This is a genomic window from Embleya sp. NPDC001921, from assembly GCF_053594475.1.
The window spans coordinates 85,270-102,824 of sequence record NZ_JBSFEO010000021.1 but is presented as its reverse complement, the minus strand read 5'-3'; the positions used below and the strand labels follow the sequence as shown (position 1 = coordinate 102,824).

Genomic DNA, 17,555 nt, shown 5'->3' with positions numbered 1-17,555 from the left:
CCCGGGGTCCTGTGTAAAGTGCGCCGCATTCAGCATCGAAGGAGGCCGCTGTGAGCAGCGACCCGTGGGGCCGCGTGGACGAGCAGGGAAACGTCTTTGTCAAGACGGCGGACGGTGAGCGCTCCGTCGGTTCGTGGCAGGCGGGTTCCCCGGACGAGGCCCTGGCCTACTTCCGGCGCAAGTACGAGGGGCTCGCCGTCGAGGTGGAGTTGCTCGCGCGGCGGGTACGGACCACCGACCTCGCTCCCAAGGACGCCCACCACGCGATCGAGCGCCTGCGCGCGAGCATCGTCGACGCGAACGCGGTCGGCGATCTCGAGTCGCTCGTCAAGCGCCTGGACGCGTTGGTGACCGTGGTGGACTCCAAGCGCGAGGAGCGCAAGGCCACCCGCGCCAAGGCGCAGGAGGAGGCGCAGGGCGCCAAGGAGCGGATCGTCGCGGAGGCCGAGCAGCTCGGCCAGAGCACCGATTGGCGGCCGGCCGGCGAGCGGCTGCGCGCGCTGGTGGACGCCTGGAAGGCCGTGCCGCGGCTGGACCGCAAGGCGGACGACGAGCTGTGGCACCGGTTCTCGCAGGCCCGGTCCAACTTCGCCAAGCGCCGCAAGGCGCACTTCGCGGAGCTGGACGGTCAGCGCGACAGCGCCAAGCGGGTCAAGGAGAAGCTGGTGGAGGCGGCCGAGGCGCTGTCCGCGTCGACCGACTGGACCGACACCGCGGCGCGCTACCGCGATCTGATGAACGACTGGAAGGCCGCGGGCCGGGCCCAACGCGATGTCGAGGAAGAGCTGTGGCAGCGCTTCCGGGCCGCGCAGGACGTGTTCTTCGCGGCCCGCAGCGAGGTGTTCGCCGAGCGCGACTCCGAGCAGCGGGAGAACCAGGCCGCGAAGGAGGTGCTGCTCGTGGAGGCCGAGACGATCGTGCCGGTGACCGACGTCAAGGCGGCGCGGGCGGCGCTGCGCTCGATCAACGATCGCTGGGAGGCCATCGGCCACGTCCCGCGCGATGCCCGGCCGAAGATGGAGGCGCGGCTGCAGAGCGTCGAGCGGGCGATCCGCGAGGCCGAGGAAGAGCTGTGGAAGCGCACCAACCCGGAGGCTCGGGCGCGGGCGCAGGCGGCGGTGGACCAGATCCAGGCGTCCATCGACAAGCTCACCCAGCAGGCGGAGAAGGCTCGGGCGGCCGGGAACGAGCGCAAGCTGCGCGAGGCCGAGGAGTCGATCGCGGCGCGCGCGGAGTGGCTGGCCGAGGCGAACAAGGCGCTGGAGGAGTTCTCCGGCTGAGCCGGAGGAGTACTCCGGCCGAGTCGGGAGCCGCGCGCGTGACGCGCGCACACGCTCCCGTGCGCGCGGCCGCGAGCCGGACGATGTGACGTGGGAGCCGCCGCGTCCGCGCGGCGGCGCGAGCAGGAACGGGCGGATCCGGGTGTCGGCGAGTTGCCGACCCGGGTCCGCCCGTTTTCGCGTGCGCGGGCGTCGGACGCCCGCCCGCGGCGTGCTCGGAGCGGCCCCGTGCTGGTGTTCGGACGCGGTCGGCGATCGGGTTCGTTCGCCGGCGTTCGATCCGTGTGCAATTTGCTCTATGGGGCCGCCGAACTCCTCCTGCATAATCGGCATCTTGATACGGGGGATCACCGACGAACTTCGGCGCCGGGGAGATCGGCGTCGGGATTCGGGATGAGGGGGAGTCCTTGATCAAGGTCCTGATTGCCGAGGACATGAAATTACTGCGCAGGGCGCTGGTGTCATTGTTGAGTCTGGAGCCGGACATCGACGTGGTCGCCGAAGTCGAATCCGGTACCGACGTGGTGCCGCGCGCTCGCGCGGTGCGTCCGGACGTCGCGGTGCTGGACATCGGCCTGCCGGGTATCGACGGGATCGAGGCCGCCTCGGCGCTGCGCGTGGCGCTGCCGGAATGTCGCACGCTGATCCTCACCGGCATGAACGCGCCGGGCCATCTGCGCCGCGCCGCGGCGGCGAAGGTGTCCGGGTTCCTGCTGAAGAACTCGGACCCGGATCGCTTCAGCGGCGCGATTCGCGAGATCGCCGCGGGTGGCCGGGTGATCGACGCCTCGGTCGCGCTGGCCGCGATCGACGGTGGACCCTCGCGGTTGACCACCCGCGAACTCCAGGTGCTGCGCGCGGCGGCCGACGGCAATCGGGTCGCGGACATCGCCGACCAGATGTGGGTGTGCGCGGGCACCGTGCGCAACCACCTGAACTCGGTGGTGGCCAAGCTCAACGCGCGTAACCGGGTGGACGCGATTCGGATCGCCCGGGACGAGGGCTGGTTGTGATCCGTCGACTCGGGTAGCGGGTTCGCGCCTCAGCCGGCGACGGGAGTGCGGGCCGGCTCGCACGGTTCCCCGGTGGGGTCGGGGACCGTGGTGGCGTCGGGGACAGTGGTGGGGGCGGCGACCGCGGTTGCACCGGGGACCGCGGTGAGGGCGACGACTCCGGCGACGTCGGCGAGCGCGGCGGGGTCGGGAAACGACTCGGGGTCGGAGAGCACCGCAGGCCCGGCGGCCGCCGCGGTGTCCGGAACCAGGGGAACCAACGCGTACAGACGGAACCAGCCGCCGCCGTCGGTACCGACGTCCAACCGCCCGCCGATGCCCTCCACCCGCGCGGCCAGGCTGGCCAGTCCGGTACCGCCCTGGCGATCCGCGCCGGCGCCCCGGGGGCGAGGGACGCAGGCCCCGTCGTTGCCGACCCCGAACCGGACGAACTCCCCGTCGCGTTCGGCGCTGATCACGCACTGGGTGGCCGAGCTGTGGCGCATCATGTTGGCGAGCCCCTCGCGCAGCACGGTGGCCAGCACCGTCTCGGTGGCCCCGTTCAGTGCCTCGACGCCGATCCGGGTGGTGGCCCGCACCCCGATCGAGGCGAGCAGCGACTCGGCCGCGGCCACCTCGGCGACCAGCGACATCCCCCGGTAGCGGTGCACCACTTCGCGCATGTCGGTGGCGGCCTGCTGGGTGATGGTCACGATCTCCGCGAGTTCGGTGCGCGCCTGCTCGAGGTCGTGGGTGAGCAGGCGTGCGGCCAGCGAGGTCTTGACCCCGATGGTGGCGAGGCTGTAGCCGAGCAGGTCGTGCAGGTCGCGGGCGAACCGGTGTTGCTCGCGCACGATCGCCTGCCGGGCCAACTCCAGTCGGGACCGGTGCATCTCCGCGAGCAGTTCGGTGATCCGCATCAGCGCGTACAGCACCAGTCCGGTCGAGGTGCTCGCCACCACCGCGTAGGGCACGTCGTCGTAGTCGTCGGCCAGGTGGAACGTCACCACGCCGGTGGCGATCATCAGCGTGCCGAACGCCCACCAGGCGCGCTTTTGCGGCAGGAACAGCAGCAACGAGCCCGCCAGGAATCCGGGCGCGGCGGTCCAGGTCCCCGGGCAGGCGAACGAGGGGATCAGCGCCAATACCGCCTGGCAGAGCAGCAGTCGGTGGCCGGGGCGGGGTAACCAACGCACCCGGCCGGGCAGGGAATGCGCGCATTGGATCACCGCGACCGCGGTGACCGCGACCAGTGCGGCGGCCATTCGCCAGGCCGCGACCGGGAATGTGATCAACGACAGCACCGAAGCCGCGTGACAACTCAGGAGAACCACCACCGTGATCACGGTGGGAATGCGAAGAGCGCGGGAGTCCACGGAGTTCACCGGAACCTGAGCGGCGTGAGGCAAGAGACGGCCCTCTTCGATCGCGACTGCTGCATGGTGATGGCGACTGCTGGAAGAAGTTCCGGGACCCGATTCCGGGCCCATCCGCCGATGCTACAACGCGGGAATCCGCGGATGTCCCCGCGCGCACAGACGGGGAAAGATGCGGAATGCGGATGCGGATCATGTGTTTCGCATGGGTGCCCCGGCCGGAACACACGGCCGGCGTGGTGGACCGACACTGGCCGCCGTCCTAAACGGCTGTGAAGCTGAGGCCAATGCGCGAACACGACCGAACGGAGGTCCACCGGTGGGGGAATCACCCGAGAGAATACTCGGGAGCCTGCGCGAGCAGTGGAATCAAAACGGCTATATTCACATCAGAAAGGCGCTTTCCGCCGCCGACGTGGAACGCGCCCTGGCGGGCGTCGACTTCGCGGTCCGACAACAGGATCTGGTGCGGACCGCGCACATCAGCTATCGCAACGACCAGGAGCATTCGGTACGGGTGCGCAACGCCGCCGCGGCGAGCCCCGCGCTGCTGGAACTGGTCGACCATCCCGCCGTGTTGCCGACCCTGGTCGAACTGCTCGGGCCGGATCTGCACGTGCTGGGCAGCGAGGCGTTCGTCCGCGAGGGCGGCGACGCGCCGTTGGAGGGCTGGCACACCGACGGCGGCGCATCGCTGATGGGGATCGTGCTGGATCCGGCGAGCCGGGCGCTGCAACTGAAGGTGCAGTACTTCCTCACCGACGTCAGCCGGCCCGATTCGGGGAACTTCACCGTCATTCCCGGCAGTCACCGCATCCGTCCGGAGCGGCTCGACGACGACTGCTACCTGCCCGAGCCCAACGACTACTGGCGGCGCGGCGAGATGCCGCCGAACGCGGTGCAGATCCTGGCCGAGCCCGGGGACGCGGTGGTCTTCCCGTACAACCTGTGGCACGCGGTGGCGCCGAACTCGGTGGGTATGACGCGTCGTTCGGTGATCATCCGGTACGGGCACCTGTGGTGCCGGCCGCTCGACTTCCACCGCATGCCCGCCGAAGTGGTGGCCTCGATGACCGAACGTCAGCGGCTGATGTTCGGCGAACTCGGCGACGAGGCGCATCCCACCGACTTCTACAAGCTCGTCATGCGATGAGGCCGGTGCGCGCCCGAAGCGCCCACCGGCCCGAGCCGCCCGGCTCCTCCCCCGACCCCTGCCCGACCCCTCGAACCGGATAGGAGATCGTCAGTGCTCAGGACTGCTCTCGCAGCGCCGTTCCGGGCGGTTCTCGATCAACACGACCTGGTGCGCGTCGCCGGCGCGCACGACGCGCTGGGCGCGGTGTTGGCCCAGGAGGCCGGCTTCCAGGCCGTGTGGTCCTCCAGCCTGGAGGTGTCCGCGGCCCGGTGTCTGCCGGACGCGAGTCTGCTCGGGATGACCGAGTACCTCGAAGCCGCCGTCAACATGCAAAAGGCGCTGTCCATCCCGGTGGTCGCCGATTGCGACACCGGGTACGGCAACAATCTCAACATCGCGCACATGGTGCACGAGTACGAGGCCGGCGGCATCACGGCGGTGTGCGTCGAGGACAAGCTGTTCCCGAAGATCAACAGCTTCGCCGCCGTCGACCACACGCTGCTCGACATCAACACCTTCGCGCGCAAGATCGAGGTGGCCAAGAACGCCCAGCAGACCCCGGACTTCTTCCTGATCGCCCGGACCGAGGCGTTGATCAGCGGACTCGACGTGGACGAGGCGCTCAAGCGCTGCTCGGCCTACGCCGACGCGGGCGCGGACGCGGTGCTCGTGCACTCCAAGATCCGCACCAGCGAACAGATCACCCGGTTCCTGGACGGCTGGAGCGGCGCGGTGCCGGTCGTGGTGGTGCCCACCACCTACCCCGACTGGGACGCGAAGGCGGCCGCCGCGGCCGGCGTCTCGGTGGTCATCTACGCCAACCACGGCCTGCGGGCCACGGTCAGTTCGCTGCGCGAGACCTACGGTGCGATCTTCCGCGAGGGCAGCTCGGTCGAGGTGGAGGACCGGATCGCGAGCGTGCAGGAGGTGTTCCGGCTGCAACGGCTGGAGGCGTGGAAGGCGTTGGACTGGTGATCGGGTCGGACGACTTCTGCGCCGCGCTGGCCGACTTCGGCGTGGAGTTGGTGACGGGCGTGCCGTGTTCGTACTTCTCCGCGCCCATCGCGCGGTTCACCCGCGAGGGCCGGTACGTGCCGGCCGCCAACGAGGGTGCGGCGCTGGCCATCGCGGCCGGGGCCGCGGTCGCCGGCACCCGGGTGGCGGTGGTGGCGCAGAACTCGGGGCTGGGCAATCTGGTCAACCCGTTGACGTCGCTGCTGATGACCTACGACATCCCGGCGTTGGTGTTCACCAGCCTGCGCGGGTGGCCGGATCCGGCGGGCGACGAACCCCAGCACGCGGTGATGGGCGGTGCCACTCACGAGGTGTTGGACGCGATCGGGGTCGCCCACCGCACCTTGCGGCGCGGCACCGACGCGGCCGGGCTGCGCGCCCTGTTGGCCGGGGCCGGCAAGGAACTGGAGGCCGGGAACTGCGTGTTCGTGCTGGTGGAGAAGGGCGCGGTGGAGGTGCCCGAGGGCGCGGCGGCGGACGGGTCCGCCCACGGGCCCACGCTCACCCGGGCCGAGGCGCTGCGCGCGATCACCGCCCACACGCGGGGAATCGCGGTGGTCGCCACCACCGGGTACACCTCGCGCGAGCTGTTCGCGGTGGGCGACGCGCCGACGCATTTCTACATGCAGGGCTCGATGGGGCACGCGTCGGCCTTCGCGCTGGGTCTGGCGCTGCGTCCGCCCGGTACCGAGGTGGTGCTGCTCGACGGCGACGGCGCGGCGCTGATGCACCTGGGCACGATGTCCACGATCGGCGCGGCGGCTCCACCGGGGCTGATCCACGTGGTGTTGGACAACGGCGTGTACGAGTCGACGGGCGCGCAGGCCACCACGTCCGCCGGCACCGACTTCGCGGCGATCGCACGGGCGACGGGGTACGCGTCGGCGGTGGTGTGCGCCGACGCCGCGCGGATCGACGCCGCGATGGCCGCCGCACGGGCGGCTCCGGGACCGCATCTGCTGGTCGTGCCGATCGGGCGGACGGTGGGTCCGGCACCGCGCCGGGCGACCTCCTCGATCGGCGCGCGGGACATCCACCACCGGCTCACCGCCGCGTTGGGCGCCGGGCCGCCGTGGGCGGATCACGCCGATCGGCGGTGATACCTTGAGGCCCATGGGTCGCCCGCGCACTATCGACCGCTCCGCCATTCTTCGGGTGAGTCTCGAACTGGCCGACGAGCAGGGGCTGCAGGCCGTGACCCTTCAGGCGGTGGCCCGCCGGCTCGGCGTGACGGCGATGTCGCTCTACGGGCACATCGCGAACAAGGCGGCCCTGCTCGACGGCATCGTCGAGGAGTTGCTCTCCGAGTTCCCGTTGCCGGACGCCGAACTGCCGTGGGACGAACGACTGGCCCGGATCGGGAGGGCGGCCCGGGATTCCGCCCGGCGCCATCCCGACGTGTTCCCGCTGCTGCTGACCCGCTCGGCGGCCACTCCGGGCGCGCATCGGGTGCGGCAGGCGGTGTTCGCCGCGCTGTTGGACGCGGGCCTGTCGATCACCGAGGTCAATCGGGCCGAGCGGCTGTTGAGCACCATGGTGGTCGGGTTCGCCACGAGTGAGGTCAGCGGTCGGTTCGGGCAGTCGGCGGCGGACATCGAGGCGGACTACGCCTATCTGGAGGAGACCCTCCGCAAGCTGATCACCTCCACCACCGCGCCGGGCGTGGTGCCGGAGGTCGGCGACACCACCGGCTGATCCCGGCCGGGGACCGAACGGGTCGAATCGTTTACCTTCTCTTTTCGTGGGTCGATTCCCCCTGCCCGCAGGCCGCGGAAATCCCGCCTCGAATATCGGCCGGATATCGCCGAAACGGCGTTGACATCATTGTGCGCACCATTATTCTATACGTCATATAGTTATCCTTCGCGTAAGGATATGGGGGTGCTGGATCGTGCACCAGGAATGTTGGCGCGACGGCCGTATGACCGAACTCGACGAGGTGCGTTTGTCGATCGACTCGGCCGCGCTGCGCTATGCGCAGGTGGTATTCGACGGGTGTGCCGCGGTGGCCGATTCCACCGGGACCGAACTGCGCATTCTCGACCTGGGCGCGCACCTCTCGCGTTTTCGCCGTTCCTGCGAGGGCCTGGGCTTCGCGCTGTCCTGGTCGGCGCGCGAGTTGACCGACGCGGTCGTCGAGGTGACCCGGCGGCACGACGGGCGCGGCGCGGTGGGCATCCGGCTGTTCGCCTACGCGGAGGGCGAGGGCTTCCTGGACGACGACCCACCGGGGGTCTGCGTCTTCCTGCGCCCCCTGGACGGCTACGCGCCGAACCGACCGCTGACCCTGGCCACCACCGGCGAACCCCGGCCCGCGCGCACCGACCTGCCGCGCTGGGTCAAGGCGACGGCGCACTACGCCGGGGCCCGGCGCGCGGTGCTGCGGGCCCGCCGGGCCGGCCACGACGACGTGCTCTTTCGCAACGAGGCGGGCCGGATCACCGAGACCTCGCGGGCCAGCCTGCTCGTCCTGGCCGGCGACCGGTTGATCTCGCCGCCGGTCGAGGAGGGCGTACTCCCGGGCATCACCCGGGAGTTGCTGGGCGTCGTGGCCAAGGGCGCGCTGGGCCTGACCCCCGAACACCGCGCGCTGGAGCCCGCCGAGGTGATCGGCGCCGACGGCGTGGTGTTGTGCAGTTCCTCGCTGGGCGCCGCCGTCGTCGGCGCGATCGACGAGCACCCCCTGCCGCACGGCGCCGCCGGCGCCCTGGTCGCGGCCTTCGACCGGGCCGCCCGGGGAGGGAGTGCGCACCTGGACGACGTGGTCACCTCGGTGCGGCTCACGAACGCGGGAAGTCGATGAGCGGGCACCGCGAACTCGACGCGACCGCGGCCCGGTTGCGTCTGGAGACGATGCGGATGATCGCGGCGGCGGGCGCCGGCCACCCCGGCAGCTCGCTGTCCGCGATCGAGATCCTGACCGTGCTCCACTACCACACCATGCGCCACCGACCAGCCGATCCCACCTGGGCCGAGCGGGACCGGTTCGTGCTCTCCAAGGGGCACGCGGCACCCGCGCTGTACGCGGTGCTGATCGACCTGGGCGTACTCCCGCGCGAGTCGGCCGGCTCGCTGCGCGCGCTCGGCTCACCGCTCCAGGGCCACCCCGATCCGCGCACGCGCGGCATCGAGGTCGGCTCCGGATCGCTGGGCCAGGCCTTCTCGGTCGCCGTGGGAATGGCCCTGGGCCTGGCCAAACGCGGGCTCGGCGCCCGGGTGTTCGCCCTGCTGGGCGACGGCGAGTGCCAGGAGGGCCAGGTGTGGGAGGCGGCGATGTGCGCGGCGCAGCTGGGGCTGGTGGGCCTGACCGTGGTCGTGGACGCCAACGGCATCCAGCACGACGGCCGCACGCTGGACATCATGGGCGCCGCTCCGCTGGCCGCCAAGTGGCGCGCCTTCGGCTGGGAGGTCGAGGAGGTCGACGGCCACGACTGCGCCGCGCTGATCACGGCGCTGGCACCGGGGCCCCGCCCGCGCGCGGTGATCGCGCGCACCGTCAAGGGACGCGGCGTCTCGTTCATGGAGGACGACCCGAACTGGCACTCGGTCGCGGATCCGGGCCGATTGGCCGAGGCAGTCGAGGAGTTGAGCCATGCGTGACGCGTTCGGCGAGGCGTTGCTGCGTGCCTGCGAGGCGGACGAGCGGCTGTTCGTCCTGGACGGGGACTGCTCGCACTCCACCCGCAGCGGCCTGGTCGCCGACCGGCTGCCCGGCTCGTTCCTGAACACCGGCATCGCGGAGCAGAACATGATGGGCATGGCGGCCGGCCTCGCGCTGGCCGGCTTTCGCCCGGTCGTCTCCGGGTTCGCCTCGATCCTGGTCGGGCGCGCGGCGGAGCAGATCCTGCTCTCCATCGGCTGGCCGGGACTGCCGGTGACCATCGCGGGCCACTACGCGGGCATGTCCGGCTCACTGGAGGGCGCCCCGCACCACGCGATCACCGACCTGGGTTTCATGCGCTCGGTGCCCGGGATGAACGTATGGGTGCCCGCCGACGACGCGGACGCGCGGGTGCTGGGCGGCGAGGTGTTGGCGGGGATCGGGCCGGCCGGCGCTCCGCCGCTCCCGGGTCCGAACTACATCCGGCTGTGCCGCAACCCGGTTCCGCCGGTGGCCGGCGGCCCGCGCGGGCCGGGCGACCTGCGGGTGTGGGATCACCCGGACCCACAAGTGGTGTTCGTGGCCTGCGGGGTGGCCGTGCCGGAGTGTGTCGCCGCCGCCGGGCTGCTGGCCGAGCGCGGGGTCTCGGCGCGGGTGCTCGGCGCGCTGCGGATCAAGCCCTTCCCCGACGCCGAGGTCTACGACCTGGTGCGCGACTGCGCGCTCGTGGTGACGGTCGAGGAGCACACCACGGTCGGCGGTCTGGGCGGCGCGGTCGCCGAGTCGATCGCGGCGCGCGGCGGCCCCCGGGTGCTGCGCCTGGGCATCGCGGACACGTTCACCGAGACCGGGCCCTATCGGCAACTCCTGGACAAGTACGGGATCGAGGCCGCGGCGATCGCCGCCGCCACGCACGCCGCCCGGCGCGCCGACCCGGACGCGGCCGGAGCCCGGCCCGGAGCCGGGGCGCGCGCCGAACTGTCGATGTCGACCAACACGTGGTGAAGGAGCAGACTGTGCGCGCGATACGCGAGGTCGGGGCCCGAGCGGTGTTCGACTCCAACGGCATTCCCGCGATCGAGGTGGAGATCCGCGCCGACGGCGGTGTCCGGGCGGCGGAACTCGCGCCCCGGGGCTCGACCACCGGCGAGTTCGAGGCGTACGTCCTGGAGGACGCGGCGGCGCTGCCCGCGCTCGCCGCGGTGGCCCCGGCGCTGGCCTCGGTCGCCGACCTGGTGCGGCCCGCGCTGATCGGCCTGGACGTGTGCGACCAGCGGGCCGTGGACGCGGCCCTGCGCGCGGCGGACGGCGGCGCGTACTTCCGCCGGATCGGCGGCAACGTCGCGGTGGCCGCATCGATGGCCGTCGCGCAGGCGGGCGCGGTGGCCGCCGGGCGCCCGCTGTACCGGCATCTCGCCGAACGCGCGCCGACCCGGCTGCCGGTGCCGATGTTCAACATCGCGGACGGCGCGGTGGGTTCGAACACGGTCTACACCGAGTTCCTGCTGCTGCCCACCACCGCGGAGCCGGCCGTGGCGCTGGAGCAGGGCGCCCGGGTGCGCGCGGCGCTGGCCGCCCGGCTCGCGGGCAAGGGGCACCGATGCTCGGACAGCACCCAGGGCGGCTGGTCGGTGGACCTGGGCGGCTGCGAGGCGACCATGGAGATGATCGTCGCTGCCGCCGAGGACTGCGGGCTGACCGGCGGGTACGACTTCCACCTGGGTCTGGACCTGTCCGGCGCGGAGTTCGCCCGGCCGAGCGGCTACGCCTTCCCGTGGCTGGAACACCCGCTGTCCGCCGAGGAGTTGGCCCGGCGATATCTCGACTGGGTGGACCGGTATCCGCTGACCTTCCTGGAGGACCCGTTCGAGCCCGCCGACGAGGGGGCCTGGCGCGGGCTGCGCGAGCGGCTGGCGGGCCGGGCCGCGGTGGTCGGCGACGACCTGTTCGCCTCCGCCGCCGAGCGCATCGACCGCGGCGTCGCGGCCGGGCTGGCCGACGGCGCGCTGATCAAGCCCAACCAGGTCGGCACGGTCACCCAGGCCCTGGACGCGCTGGCCTGCGGAGCCCGGCACGAGATCACCACCGTGGTCTCCCAGCGCAGCGGCGAGAACGCGAGTGCCTTCATCACCCACCTCGCGGTCGCCGGCGGCGCGGCCTGGCTCAAGGCGGGTGGGCTCTCGCGCATGGACCGGGTCGCCAAGTTCAACGAACTCCTGCGCGTCGCCGAGGAGTTCACGCCCGCCGACGGGCCACGCCGGTGAGCGCCCCGGTACCCGCGGCCGGCACCGCCCGCCCGCGTCACGCGCCATGGCGCACCGCGCTGGTCACCGGCGCCACGGCGGGCATCGGTCTGGCCTTCGCGGACCTCCTCGCCCGGGACGGCGCACACCTCGTGCTCGTCGCGCGCGACGGCGACCGGTTGGCCGAGGTCGCCGACCGGCTGCGCGCGCGGCACCCGGTCGCGGTCACCACGATCGCGGCGGACCTGCGCACCGACGCGGGCCTGGCCCGGGTCGAGGACCGGCTGCGCGACGGCGAGGCACCGATCGACCTGTTGGTGAACAACGCCGGGACGGGCACCCGCGGCGCGTTCCACACGCTGCCGGTGCAGGCCGAGTTGGACGTGGTCGCGCTGAGCGCGGTCGCGGTGGTCCGGTTGTGCCGCGCGGCACTGGCCCCGATGGTCGAGCGCGGCTCGGGCTGGATCGTCAACGTCTCCTCGCTGGCCGGGTTCCAGCCCGACCCGCTCACCGCGACCTACGGCGCCGCCAAGGCCTTCAGCCTGAGTCTGAGCGAGGCGCTGTACGACGAGGTGCGCGGCTCCGGTGTGCGGGTGAGCGCGCTGTGCCCCAGCTTCACCGCGACCGAGTTCCACCGGCGCGCCGGCATCGACGTCAGCCGGGTGCCCGCGCGGGCGTGGCTGCCCGCCGAGCGGGTGGCCCTGGCCGGACTGCGCGCGGTCGAGCGCGGCCGGCCGGTCTGCGTCCCCGGCGCTCCGTATCGGCTGCTCGCCGCGCTGTCCACCCTCGCTCCGCGCCGGTTGGCCCGGTTCGGCTCGCGCGTGTTCGCCGGGGCCCGGTGATGCCCGGCGTCGGCACGGCCGACCGGATCGGCGTGGACGCGGTCCGGGTGGCCCGCCTGGCCCGCGACGGCCGCGCGGACGAGCTCGTGGCGCGCGCCGTGCTCGGTCCCCGGGAGTTGCGCTGGGCGCTGGCCCGGCCCGCGTCGCCGATACGGCTCGCGGCGGGCATCGCGCTCAAGGAGGCGGCGATCAAGTGCGCGGGCGGGCGCAGCCCCGGCTTCGCGTGGCACGAGATCCGGATCGATCCGGTCCGGTTGGGCCGCTGCGACTGCGGGGATCGCGCCGAGACGCTCATCCGCGGCCTGTTCGCCGGCCGGCCGACACCGGCCACGGTGCGCGCGCCCGGCGTACCCGCGTGTTGCCCGACCGGGCGCGGCGCGAGCGCGGCGTGGGGCTGCGCCCAAGGACTCGTGGTCGCGGTGGTGCTCACCCGCGACCCGGCACCGAGCGAGGACATCGACACGAAAGGGAGCGCGGCGTGCTGACAGCGGCGCAGGCACAGGTCCTGGAGCGGGTACGGGAGCGGCAGACCCTGTGCCGCGAGATCAAGGAGGTGATCGTCGAGCGGCTGGACCTCGACCTGGATCCGGAGTGGCTCACCGACGACCAGGCGATTTTGGGACGCGGCCTGGAACTCGACAGCATCCACGTGATCGAGGTCGTGGTCGGCATCGAGTGGCAGTTCAAGGTGAACATCACCGACGACGAACTCGACCGGTTCGGCTCGGTCAACATGCTGGCAGACTTCATCGAGTCCCGGCGCGAGGACGCCTGATGCCCGGCCCCGGCGAGCACGTCGCCGAGGTCGTGGTCGCGCCGGTCTCCTCGGTGGACGCCGGCGCCATGGCCGCGTGGATCAACGCCTTCCACTGGAACCCCGGACCACTGGGCGGCGCACCGCTCTCGGCCGCCGACTACACCGCCTTCGTCACCGAACGCGGCGCGGTGGAGACGTTCGTGGCGCTGGCCGAGGGCCGCGTGGTCGGCTCGCTCGCGCTCTACCCGGTCTCCGCGCTCAAGGCCGGACAGGGCTCGGTGGTGTGGATGGACACCTTCGCCATCGACCCGGGGTTCCGGCTCGGCGCGGTGCCCATCCGGCTGTTCGTCGAGGCGTTCGCGTACTGCGTGGCGCACGGCTACGACCGGGTCGACTGCAACGCCTCGCCCGCGAATCCCTCGATGGTCGCGATCGTGCGACCCGGCGGCTTCCGACAGGCCTCGACCGACCCGTGCGGCGACGACCGGCTCGAATTCCGCTCCCACCTGCCATACGTCTACCGCTTCGTCATCGAGGCCCTGGGCCTGGGCGCCGAGGTGGCGGAACTGGCCCGCGCCTGGACCGATTTCGGCTCCAGCCCGTGGGTGCCGGGACGCGCCCCGCGCAACGCCGCCGAGGATGTGGGCGACTACCACGGTGCGCCGACCTTCCGGTACTCGATGGTCGGCTCGGGCGCGGAGAGCGTCTTCGTCGTCGACCTGGCCCACGACCGGGTCTGCGCGCTGAACTGGGACGGCCTGGAGCTCGACTTCCACCCGGCGGCCCCCGCCCGCCGGGTCCCGGTCGGCGGCTCGGCCGCGTTCATCCACCGGATCGCCAACCGGGGCCCCCGAGCGCTCACCCTCGCCCTGGAGGTGCGCCGACCCGGCGACACCGTCCCGGCGACGGTGCGCGAACTCACCCTGGAACCGGGCGAGGTGGTCGAGGGCGAGACCGCGTTCGCCCTCGAACGGGCCGGCGAGCACGAGGCCGAACTGACCGTGCGCACCGACGTATCGCACGCCGGTCGGGCGCATCCGGCCCGGCTGACCCTGCACGGTTGGGTGCGCGCGGTCGCCCCGACGGTGGCCACGAACCCGCGCCCGCCCCGCCGCGATCTGCCGCACCTGGACGAGCGGGACGACCGGTGGGTGCTGGGCAATCGCTGGTTGCGAGTGGCCGTGGACCGGGCCACCGGGACCTGCGAGATCGAGCCGACGCGCGAGCGGGGACCCGCCGTCCGGGAGTTGTGGCCGGATCTGGGCCCGCCCTTCCCGGCCGCGCTCAAGACCCCGCCGCGCCGCGACGTGCGCCGCGTCCGGGCCGGCGTGGTCGACGGCAGGGCGGAACTCGCCTTGGAGGCACCGGCGAACGTCTGGTGGCAGCGGCACGGGACGGCGTACGCGGCGGTCCGGCCGGACCTGGGACTGGCCCGGGCCCGGCTGCGCCGCACCCTGGTCCTCGGCGGCGACCAGGTCGTCGAGATTCGCACCGAACTCCGCGGCGCAGGGCCCGAGTTGTTGCACGCGGTAAGGGCCGGCGACTGTCTGTTGCGCGTTCATCCGTGGGCTCGCGGGCGGTCGTTGACGATGAGCGTGCCGCTGACCGAGGGGGTGTTGCGCGCACCGGTGGTGTACGAGCGCTTCCCGTTCGGGATGCACTCGTTGGAGATGGCGGGCTCGGCCGACCTGCCCCGCGATCCCGCTCGCTACCCGGAGCGGTGGACCGCGTTCACCGACGACGACGGGCGCAGCGTGGGTCTGGTGTGGGAGCGGGCCGCGCAACTGCGGTTCGGGTTGCAGTGGATGCCCTCGCTGCTGCTGGCCGCCGACCCGGGGGACCCGGGCGAGGGAGTGGCGTGCTTCCCCCGCTACGCCTTCTTCTGCGGTCCCGGTGACGAACGTGCGGTACGCGAGGCGTGGTGGGCGGTGACCGACCCCGCCGAGCGCATACCGGTGACCGCCCGGCCGCCGCTCTCCGCCCCGGTCCCGGTACACATCGCGCTGGATCCGACCGCCGAGGTGGAACCGGGCGCGGGCGCCGCGGACGGGCCGGGCGCCGTGCGGGTGCGCGGTCGGCTCACCGTGTCGTCCGCGCGCGCCCGACGCGGCCGACTGACCGCGGCGGTCGGCGACGGACCGGTGCGCACACTGTTCGAGGGCGAAGCCGACGGCGCCGCCGAGCGGTCGTTCGCCGGACGGATCGAGCTGCCGCCGGGCGGCGGGGGCCCGCTGCGGGTACGGCTCGCCTGGGTCGAGGAACTCGCCCGGCAGCGGGCCACCTGCGATGTGCTGCCCGTGGTGCGCGCGGCCGATCCGGTGTCGGCGGTGGAGACCGGCGACGTATGGGTCCTGGGCAACGGCGAGTTGACCGCCCGGATCGCGCCCGACTTCGGCGGTGCCGTGGTCGCTCTGCGCCGGGACGGCGGTGGCGAGCTGTTGCGCTCGACCTATCCGCGCACCCGCCCGATGGGCATCGTGCCCAGGGCGCGCGGCGGCGTCAACGTGTCCACGGTCGCACACCGCGCCGACCCCAACACCAGCGTCGCGCGCGAGGAGTTCGCCTGGACACCGGTGCACGTCGCGACCACGGGTCTGACCGCCGCCGGCCTGGACTGGTCCGGCATCCGACTCACCGGCGATCTGGACCTGGCCGGCTCGACCGTGGGCCTGGACCTCGACTACCTGATGCCGGCGGGCGCTCCGCTGCTGATGGTGCTCACCCATCTGCGCGACGACGCGGGCGTGTTCGGCCCACTGCCGGACGTCTGCGTCGCGGTGCACGCGGCGCAGGACCCGGCGTGGTTCTTCCGGGGCCTGCGCGAGGGAGCCGAGTTCGAATACCACCCCGCTCCGCACGGCTCGAACCGGCCGATCGCCGGCTCCCCCGGCATCGGCGCCCTGGTCCCGGCGGCGGACGCCGACCCGACCGGGCCCGGCCTGCTCCTGGCCGCCCCGCCGGGCGCCGAGGTGCTCGGCTTCCGGGACGGGGACGACTGGTCGGTGCGCGCGCTGGTCCGGGCCGGATCGCCGGCGGCGGGCGACGCGGTGACCGCGACGTGTCTCGCGGTCCTGGACGCGCCGCGCCCCGTGCCCGCCGGCGTGCTCGCCCGGATCGCCGAGGCGGTCCGGGCCGCCGCCGCCAAGGCCGGGTGAGCCGCCGTCCACGCGCCGTACCTCCAGCGGGCCTTTGCCGAACCCCCCATGAGACGAAGGGACATCACTGTGCCGGCTACACCGATGCGGACCGTCACGATCGGGCACGCGGTAGTGCCCTGGACGTACGCCGACGACGAGCGCGAGTACCACGCGCTCCGGCACGAGGCCGCCATCTTCGAGCTGAACTCCACCGGCCTGATCGCGCTGCCGGCCTCGAGGGGCACCCAGTCGTTGCTGCGCACCCTCGTGCCCGGCGACCTCAAGTCGGTGTTTCCGGGCCAGTCGGCAACCTCGTTGCTGCTGGACCCCGAGGGGCACCCGCTGGACACGATCACGGTGTACCGGTTACGCGAACGCTGGCTGGTCGAGACCGCGTTCGGCCGGGGTCCGGACACGCTCGCCCATCTGAGCACCGCGGCCGCCGCCCTGAAGGACGCCGACGGCATCGAACCGGTGGACGTGCGCTCGGAGTTCACCACATTCGGGCTGGAGGGCCCGTACGCGTGGCGGGTGTTGCGCGAGCTGTTCGGCGACGGGGTGACCTCGGTCCCGCTGGGCGGCATCGTGCACCGCACCTGGCGGGACGCGCCGGTGTCGATCGCGCGCAGCGGCTACACCGGGGAGTACGGCTACAAGCTGTTCGTGCCTCCGTCGCTGGGCGCGGAGTTGTTCGACGCCGCGGTCGAGCGGTCCGCGGTGCCGGCGGGGTACCGCACGCTGGAGGCGGCCATGATCGAGGTGCGCCAACCGCTCCCGCATCGCGAGGTCGGGCCCGGGGACACCGTGTCGGGCTGCGGCTACAACTGGCTGGCCGACCTGGACCAGCCCGACTTCGTCGGCCGCGACGCGGTGTTGGCCGAGTTCAAGACCGGGCCGGCCGTACGCACGGTCGGGCTGACCATGCCGCGCGGGGTCGAACCGCCCGAGCACGCCGAGGTGTCGGTCGCGGGACTGACCATCGGCCGTCTCGTGCACCACACCGACAGCCCGGGCCTGGGGCGAACCCTCGCGCTGGCCCGGGTGAGCGCGCAGTGGGCGGCGTCCGGCTTCGACTGGGAAGTCGCCGGGACGCACGGCCCGATCCCGGCCCGCTCGGTGTCCTCGCCGTACCTGGTCCCGCTGAGCTGGTCCACATCGATCGCGTGAAAGGCGGCCCC

At 72.8% G+C, this 17,555-nt stretch carries 16 protein-coding genes; 15 read left to right on the top strand and 1 reads right to left on the bottom strand.

Annotation, left to right across the window (positions count from 1 at the left end):
* Positions 1–50: 50 nt before the first annotated feature.
* Positions 51–1,280: a DUF349 domain-containing protein gene (locus ACWCPW_RS24505; protein ID WP_449763748.1), complete on the top strand. Its 1,230-nt coding sequence runs from the start codon at positions 51–53 to the stop codon at positions 1,278–1,280.
* A gap of 407 nt (positions 1,281–1,687) precedes the next feature.
* Positions 1,688–2,293, top strand: a complete 606-nt coding sequence (locus ACWCPW_RS24500) for a response regulator transcription factor (RefSeq protein ID WP_449763747.1) — start codon at positions 1,688–1,690, stop codon at positions 2,291–2,293.
* Positions 2,294–2,322: 29 nt separating this feature from the next.
* On the opposite strand, the gene ACWCPW_RS24495 is transcribed toward ACWCPW_RS24500, so the two are convergent.
* Positions 2,323–3,609 (bottom strand): histidine kinase, encoded by a 1,287-nt coding sequence (locus ACWCPW_RS24495; protein ID WP_449763746.1) that lies wholly within the window; start codon positions 3,607–3,609, stop codon positions 2,323–2,325.
* Positions 3,610–3,967: 358 nt separating this feature from the next.
* Between ACWCPW_RS24495 and ACWCPW_RS24490 the strand changes: the two genes are divergently transcribed.
* The 13 genes from ACWCPW_RS24490 to ACWCPW_RS24430 all read left to right on the top strand — a co-directional run bounded on the left by ACWCPW_RS24490 (position 3,968) and on the right by ACWCPW_RS24430 (position 17,544).
* Complete coding sequence (locus tag ACWCPW_RS24490; protein ID WP_449763745.1) at positions 3,968–4,801, top strand: phytanoyl-CoA dioxygenase family protein; 834 nt, start codon at positions 3,968–3,970, stop codon at positions 4,799–4,801.
* Between the two features lie 93 nt (positions 4,802–4,894).
* Positions 4,895–5,758, top strand: coding sequence for an isocitrate lyase/phosphoenolpyruvate mutase family protein (locus tag ACWCPW_RS24485; RefSeq protein WP_449763744.1), 864 nt, complete (start codon positions 4,895–4,897; stop codon positions 5,756–5,758).
* Complete coding sequence (aepY, locus tag ACWCPW_RS24480) at positions 5,737–6,897, top strand: phosphonopyruvate decarboxylase (RefSeq protein WP_449763743.1); 1,161 nt, start codon at positions 5,737–5,739, stop codon at positions 6,895–6,897. The genes ACWCPW_RS24485 and aepY overlap by 22 nt, the downstream gene beginning before the upstream one ends.
* Positions 6,898–6,910: 13 nt before the next feature.
* On the top strand, positions 6,911–7,492 hold the full coding sequence (locus ACWCPW_RS24475) for a TetR/AcrR family transcriptional regulator (RefSeq protein ID WP_449763742.1): 582 nt from the start codon (positions 6,911–6,913) through the stop codon (positions 7,490–7,492).
* 226 nt (positions 7,493–7,718) lie between these two features.
* Positions 7,719–8,600 carry an aminotransferase class IV gene (locus tag ACWCPW_RS24470; RefSeq protein ID WP_449763741.1) on the top strand — a complete coding sequence of 294 codons (882 nt, stop codon included), beginning with the start codon at positions 7,719–7,721 and terminating at the stop codon, positions 8,598–8,600.
* A complete protein-coding gene (locus tag ACWCPW_RS24465; protein WP_449763740.1) occupies positions 8,597–9,397 on the top strand; it encodes a transketolase in 801 nt (266 codons plus the stop codon). The genes ACWCPW_RS24470 and ACWCPW_RS24465 overlap by 4 nt, the downstream gene beginning before the upstream one ends.
* Complete coding sequence (locus ACWCPW_RS24460) at positions 9,390–10,403, top strand: transketolase family protein (protein WP_449763739.1); 1,014 nt, start codon at positions 9,390–9,392, stop codon at positions 10,401–10,403. Before ACWCPW_RS24465 ends, ACWCPW_RS24460 begins: the two co-directional genes overlap by 8 nt.
* Positions 10,400–11,662, top strand: a complete 1,263-nt coding sequence (locus ACWCPW_RS24455; RefSeq protein ID WP_449763738.1) for a hypothetical protein — start codon at positions 10,400–10,402, stop codon at positions 11,660–11,662. Before ACWCPW_RS24460 ends, ACWCPW_RS24455 begins: the two co-directional genes overlap by 4 nt.
* Positions 11,659–12,483 (top strand): SDR family NAD(P)-dependent oxidoreductase, encoded by an 825-nt coding sequence (locus ACWCPW_RS24450; RefSeq protein WP_449763737.1) that lies wholly within the window; start codon positions 11,659–11,661, stop codon positions 12,481–12,483. The genes ACWCPW_RS24455 and ACWCPW_RS24450 overlap by 4 nt, the downstream gene beginning before the upstream one ends.
* Positions 12,483–12,968: a 4'-phosphopantetheinyl transferase superfamily protein gene (locus ACWCPW_RS24445; RefSeq protein WP_449763736.1), complete on the top strand. Its 486-nt coding sequence runs from the start codon at positions 12,483–12,485 to the stop codon at positions 12,966–12,968. The genes ACWCPW_RS24450 and ACWCPW_RS24445 overlap by 1 nt, the downstream gene beginning before the upstream one ends.
* A complete protein-coding gene (locus tag ACWCPW_RS24440) occupies positions 12,962–13,258 on the top strand; it encodes an acyl carrier protein (RefSeq protein WP_395871970.1) in 297 nt (98 codons plus the stop codon). The genes ACWCPW_RS24445 and ACWCPW_RS24440 overlap by 7 nt, the downstream gene beginning before the upstream one ends.
* Positions 13,258–16,395 carry a hypothetical protein gene (locus ACWCPW_RS24435; protein WP_449763735.1) on the top strand — a complete coding sequence of 1,046 codons (3,138 nt, stop codon included), beginning with the start codon at positions 13,258–13,260 and terminating at the stop codon, positions 16,393–16,395. The genes ACWCPW_RS24440 and ACWCPW_RS24435 overlap by 1 nt, the downstream gene beginning before the upstream one ends.
* A gap of 84 nt (positions 16,396–16,479) precedes the next feature.
* Positions 16,480–17,544 (top strand): glycine cleavage T C-terminal barrel domain-containing protein, encoded by a 1,065-nt coding sequence (locus tag ACWCPW_RS24430; protein WP_449763734.1) that lies wholly within the window; start codon positions 16,480–16,482, stop codon positions 17,542–17,544.
* Positions 17,545–17,555: the final 11 nt, after the last annotated feature.

Bases quoted from the DNA above. Each gene is read 5' to 3' on its own strand.
- ACWCPW_RS24475 (WP_449763742.1), top strand. From the start codon at position 6,911: ATGGGTCGCCCGCGCACTATCGACCGCTCCGCCATTCTTCGGGTGAGT.
- ACWCPW_RS24470 (WP_449763741.1), top strand. From the start codon at position 7,719: ATGACCGAACTCGACGAGGTGCGTTTGTCGATCGACTCGGCCGCGCTG.
- ACWCPW_RS24465 (WP_449763740.1), top strand. From the start codon at position 8,597: ATGAGCGGGCACCGCGAACTCGACGCGACCGCGGCCCGGTTGCGTCTG.
- ACWCPW_RS24460 (WP_449763739.1), top strand. From the start codon at position 9,390: ATGCGTGACGCGTTCGGCGAGGCGTTGCTGCGTGCCTGCGAGGCGGAC.
- ACWCPW_RS24445 (WP_449763736.1), top strand. From the start codon at position 12,483: ATGCCCGGCGTCGGCACGGCCGACCGGATCGGCGTGGACGCGGTCCGG.
- ACWCPW_RS24435 (WP_449763735.1), top strand. From the start codon at position 13,258: ATGCCCGGCCCCGGCGAGCACGTCGCCGAGGTCGTGGTCGCGCCGGTC.
- ACWCPW_RS24430 (WP_449763734.1), top strand. From the start codon at position 16,480: ATGCGGACCGTCACGATCGGGCACGCGGTAGTGCCCTGGACGTACGCC.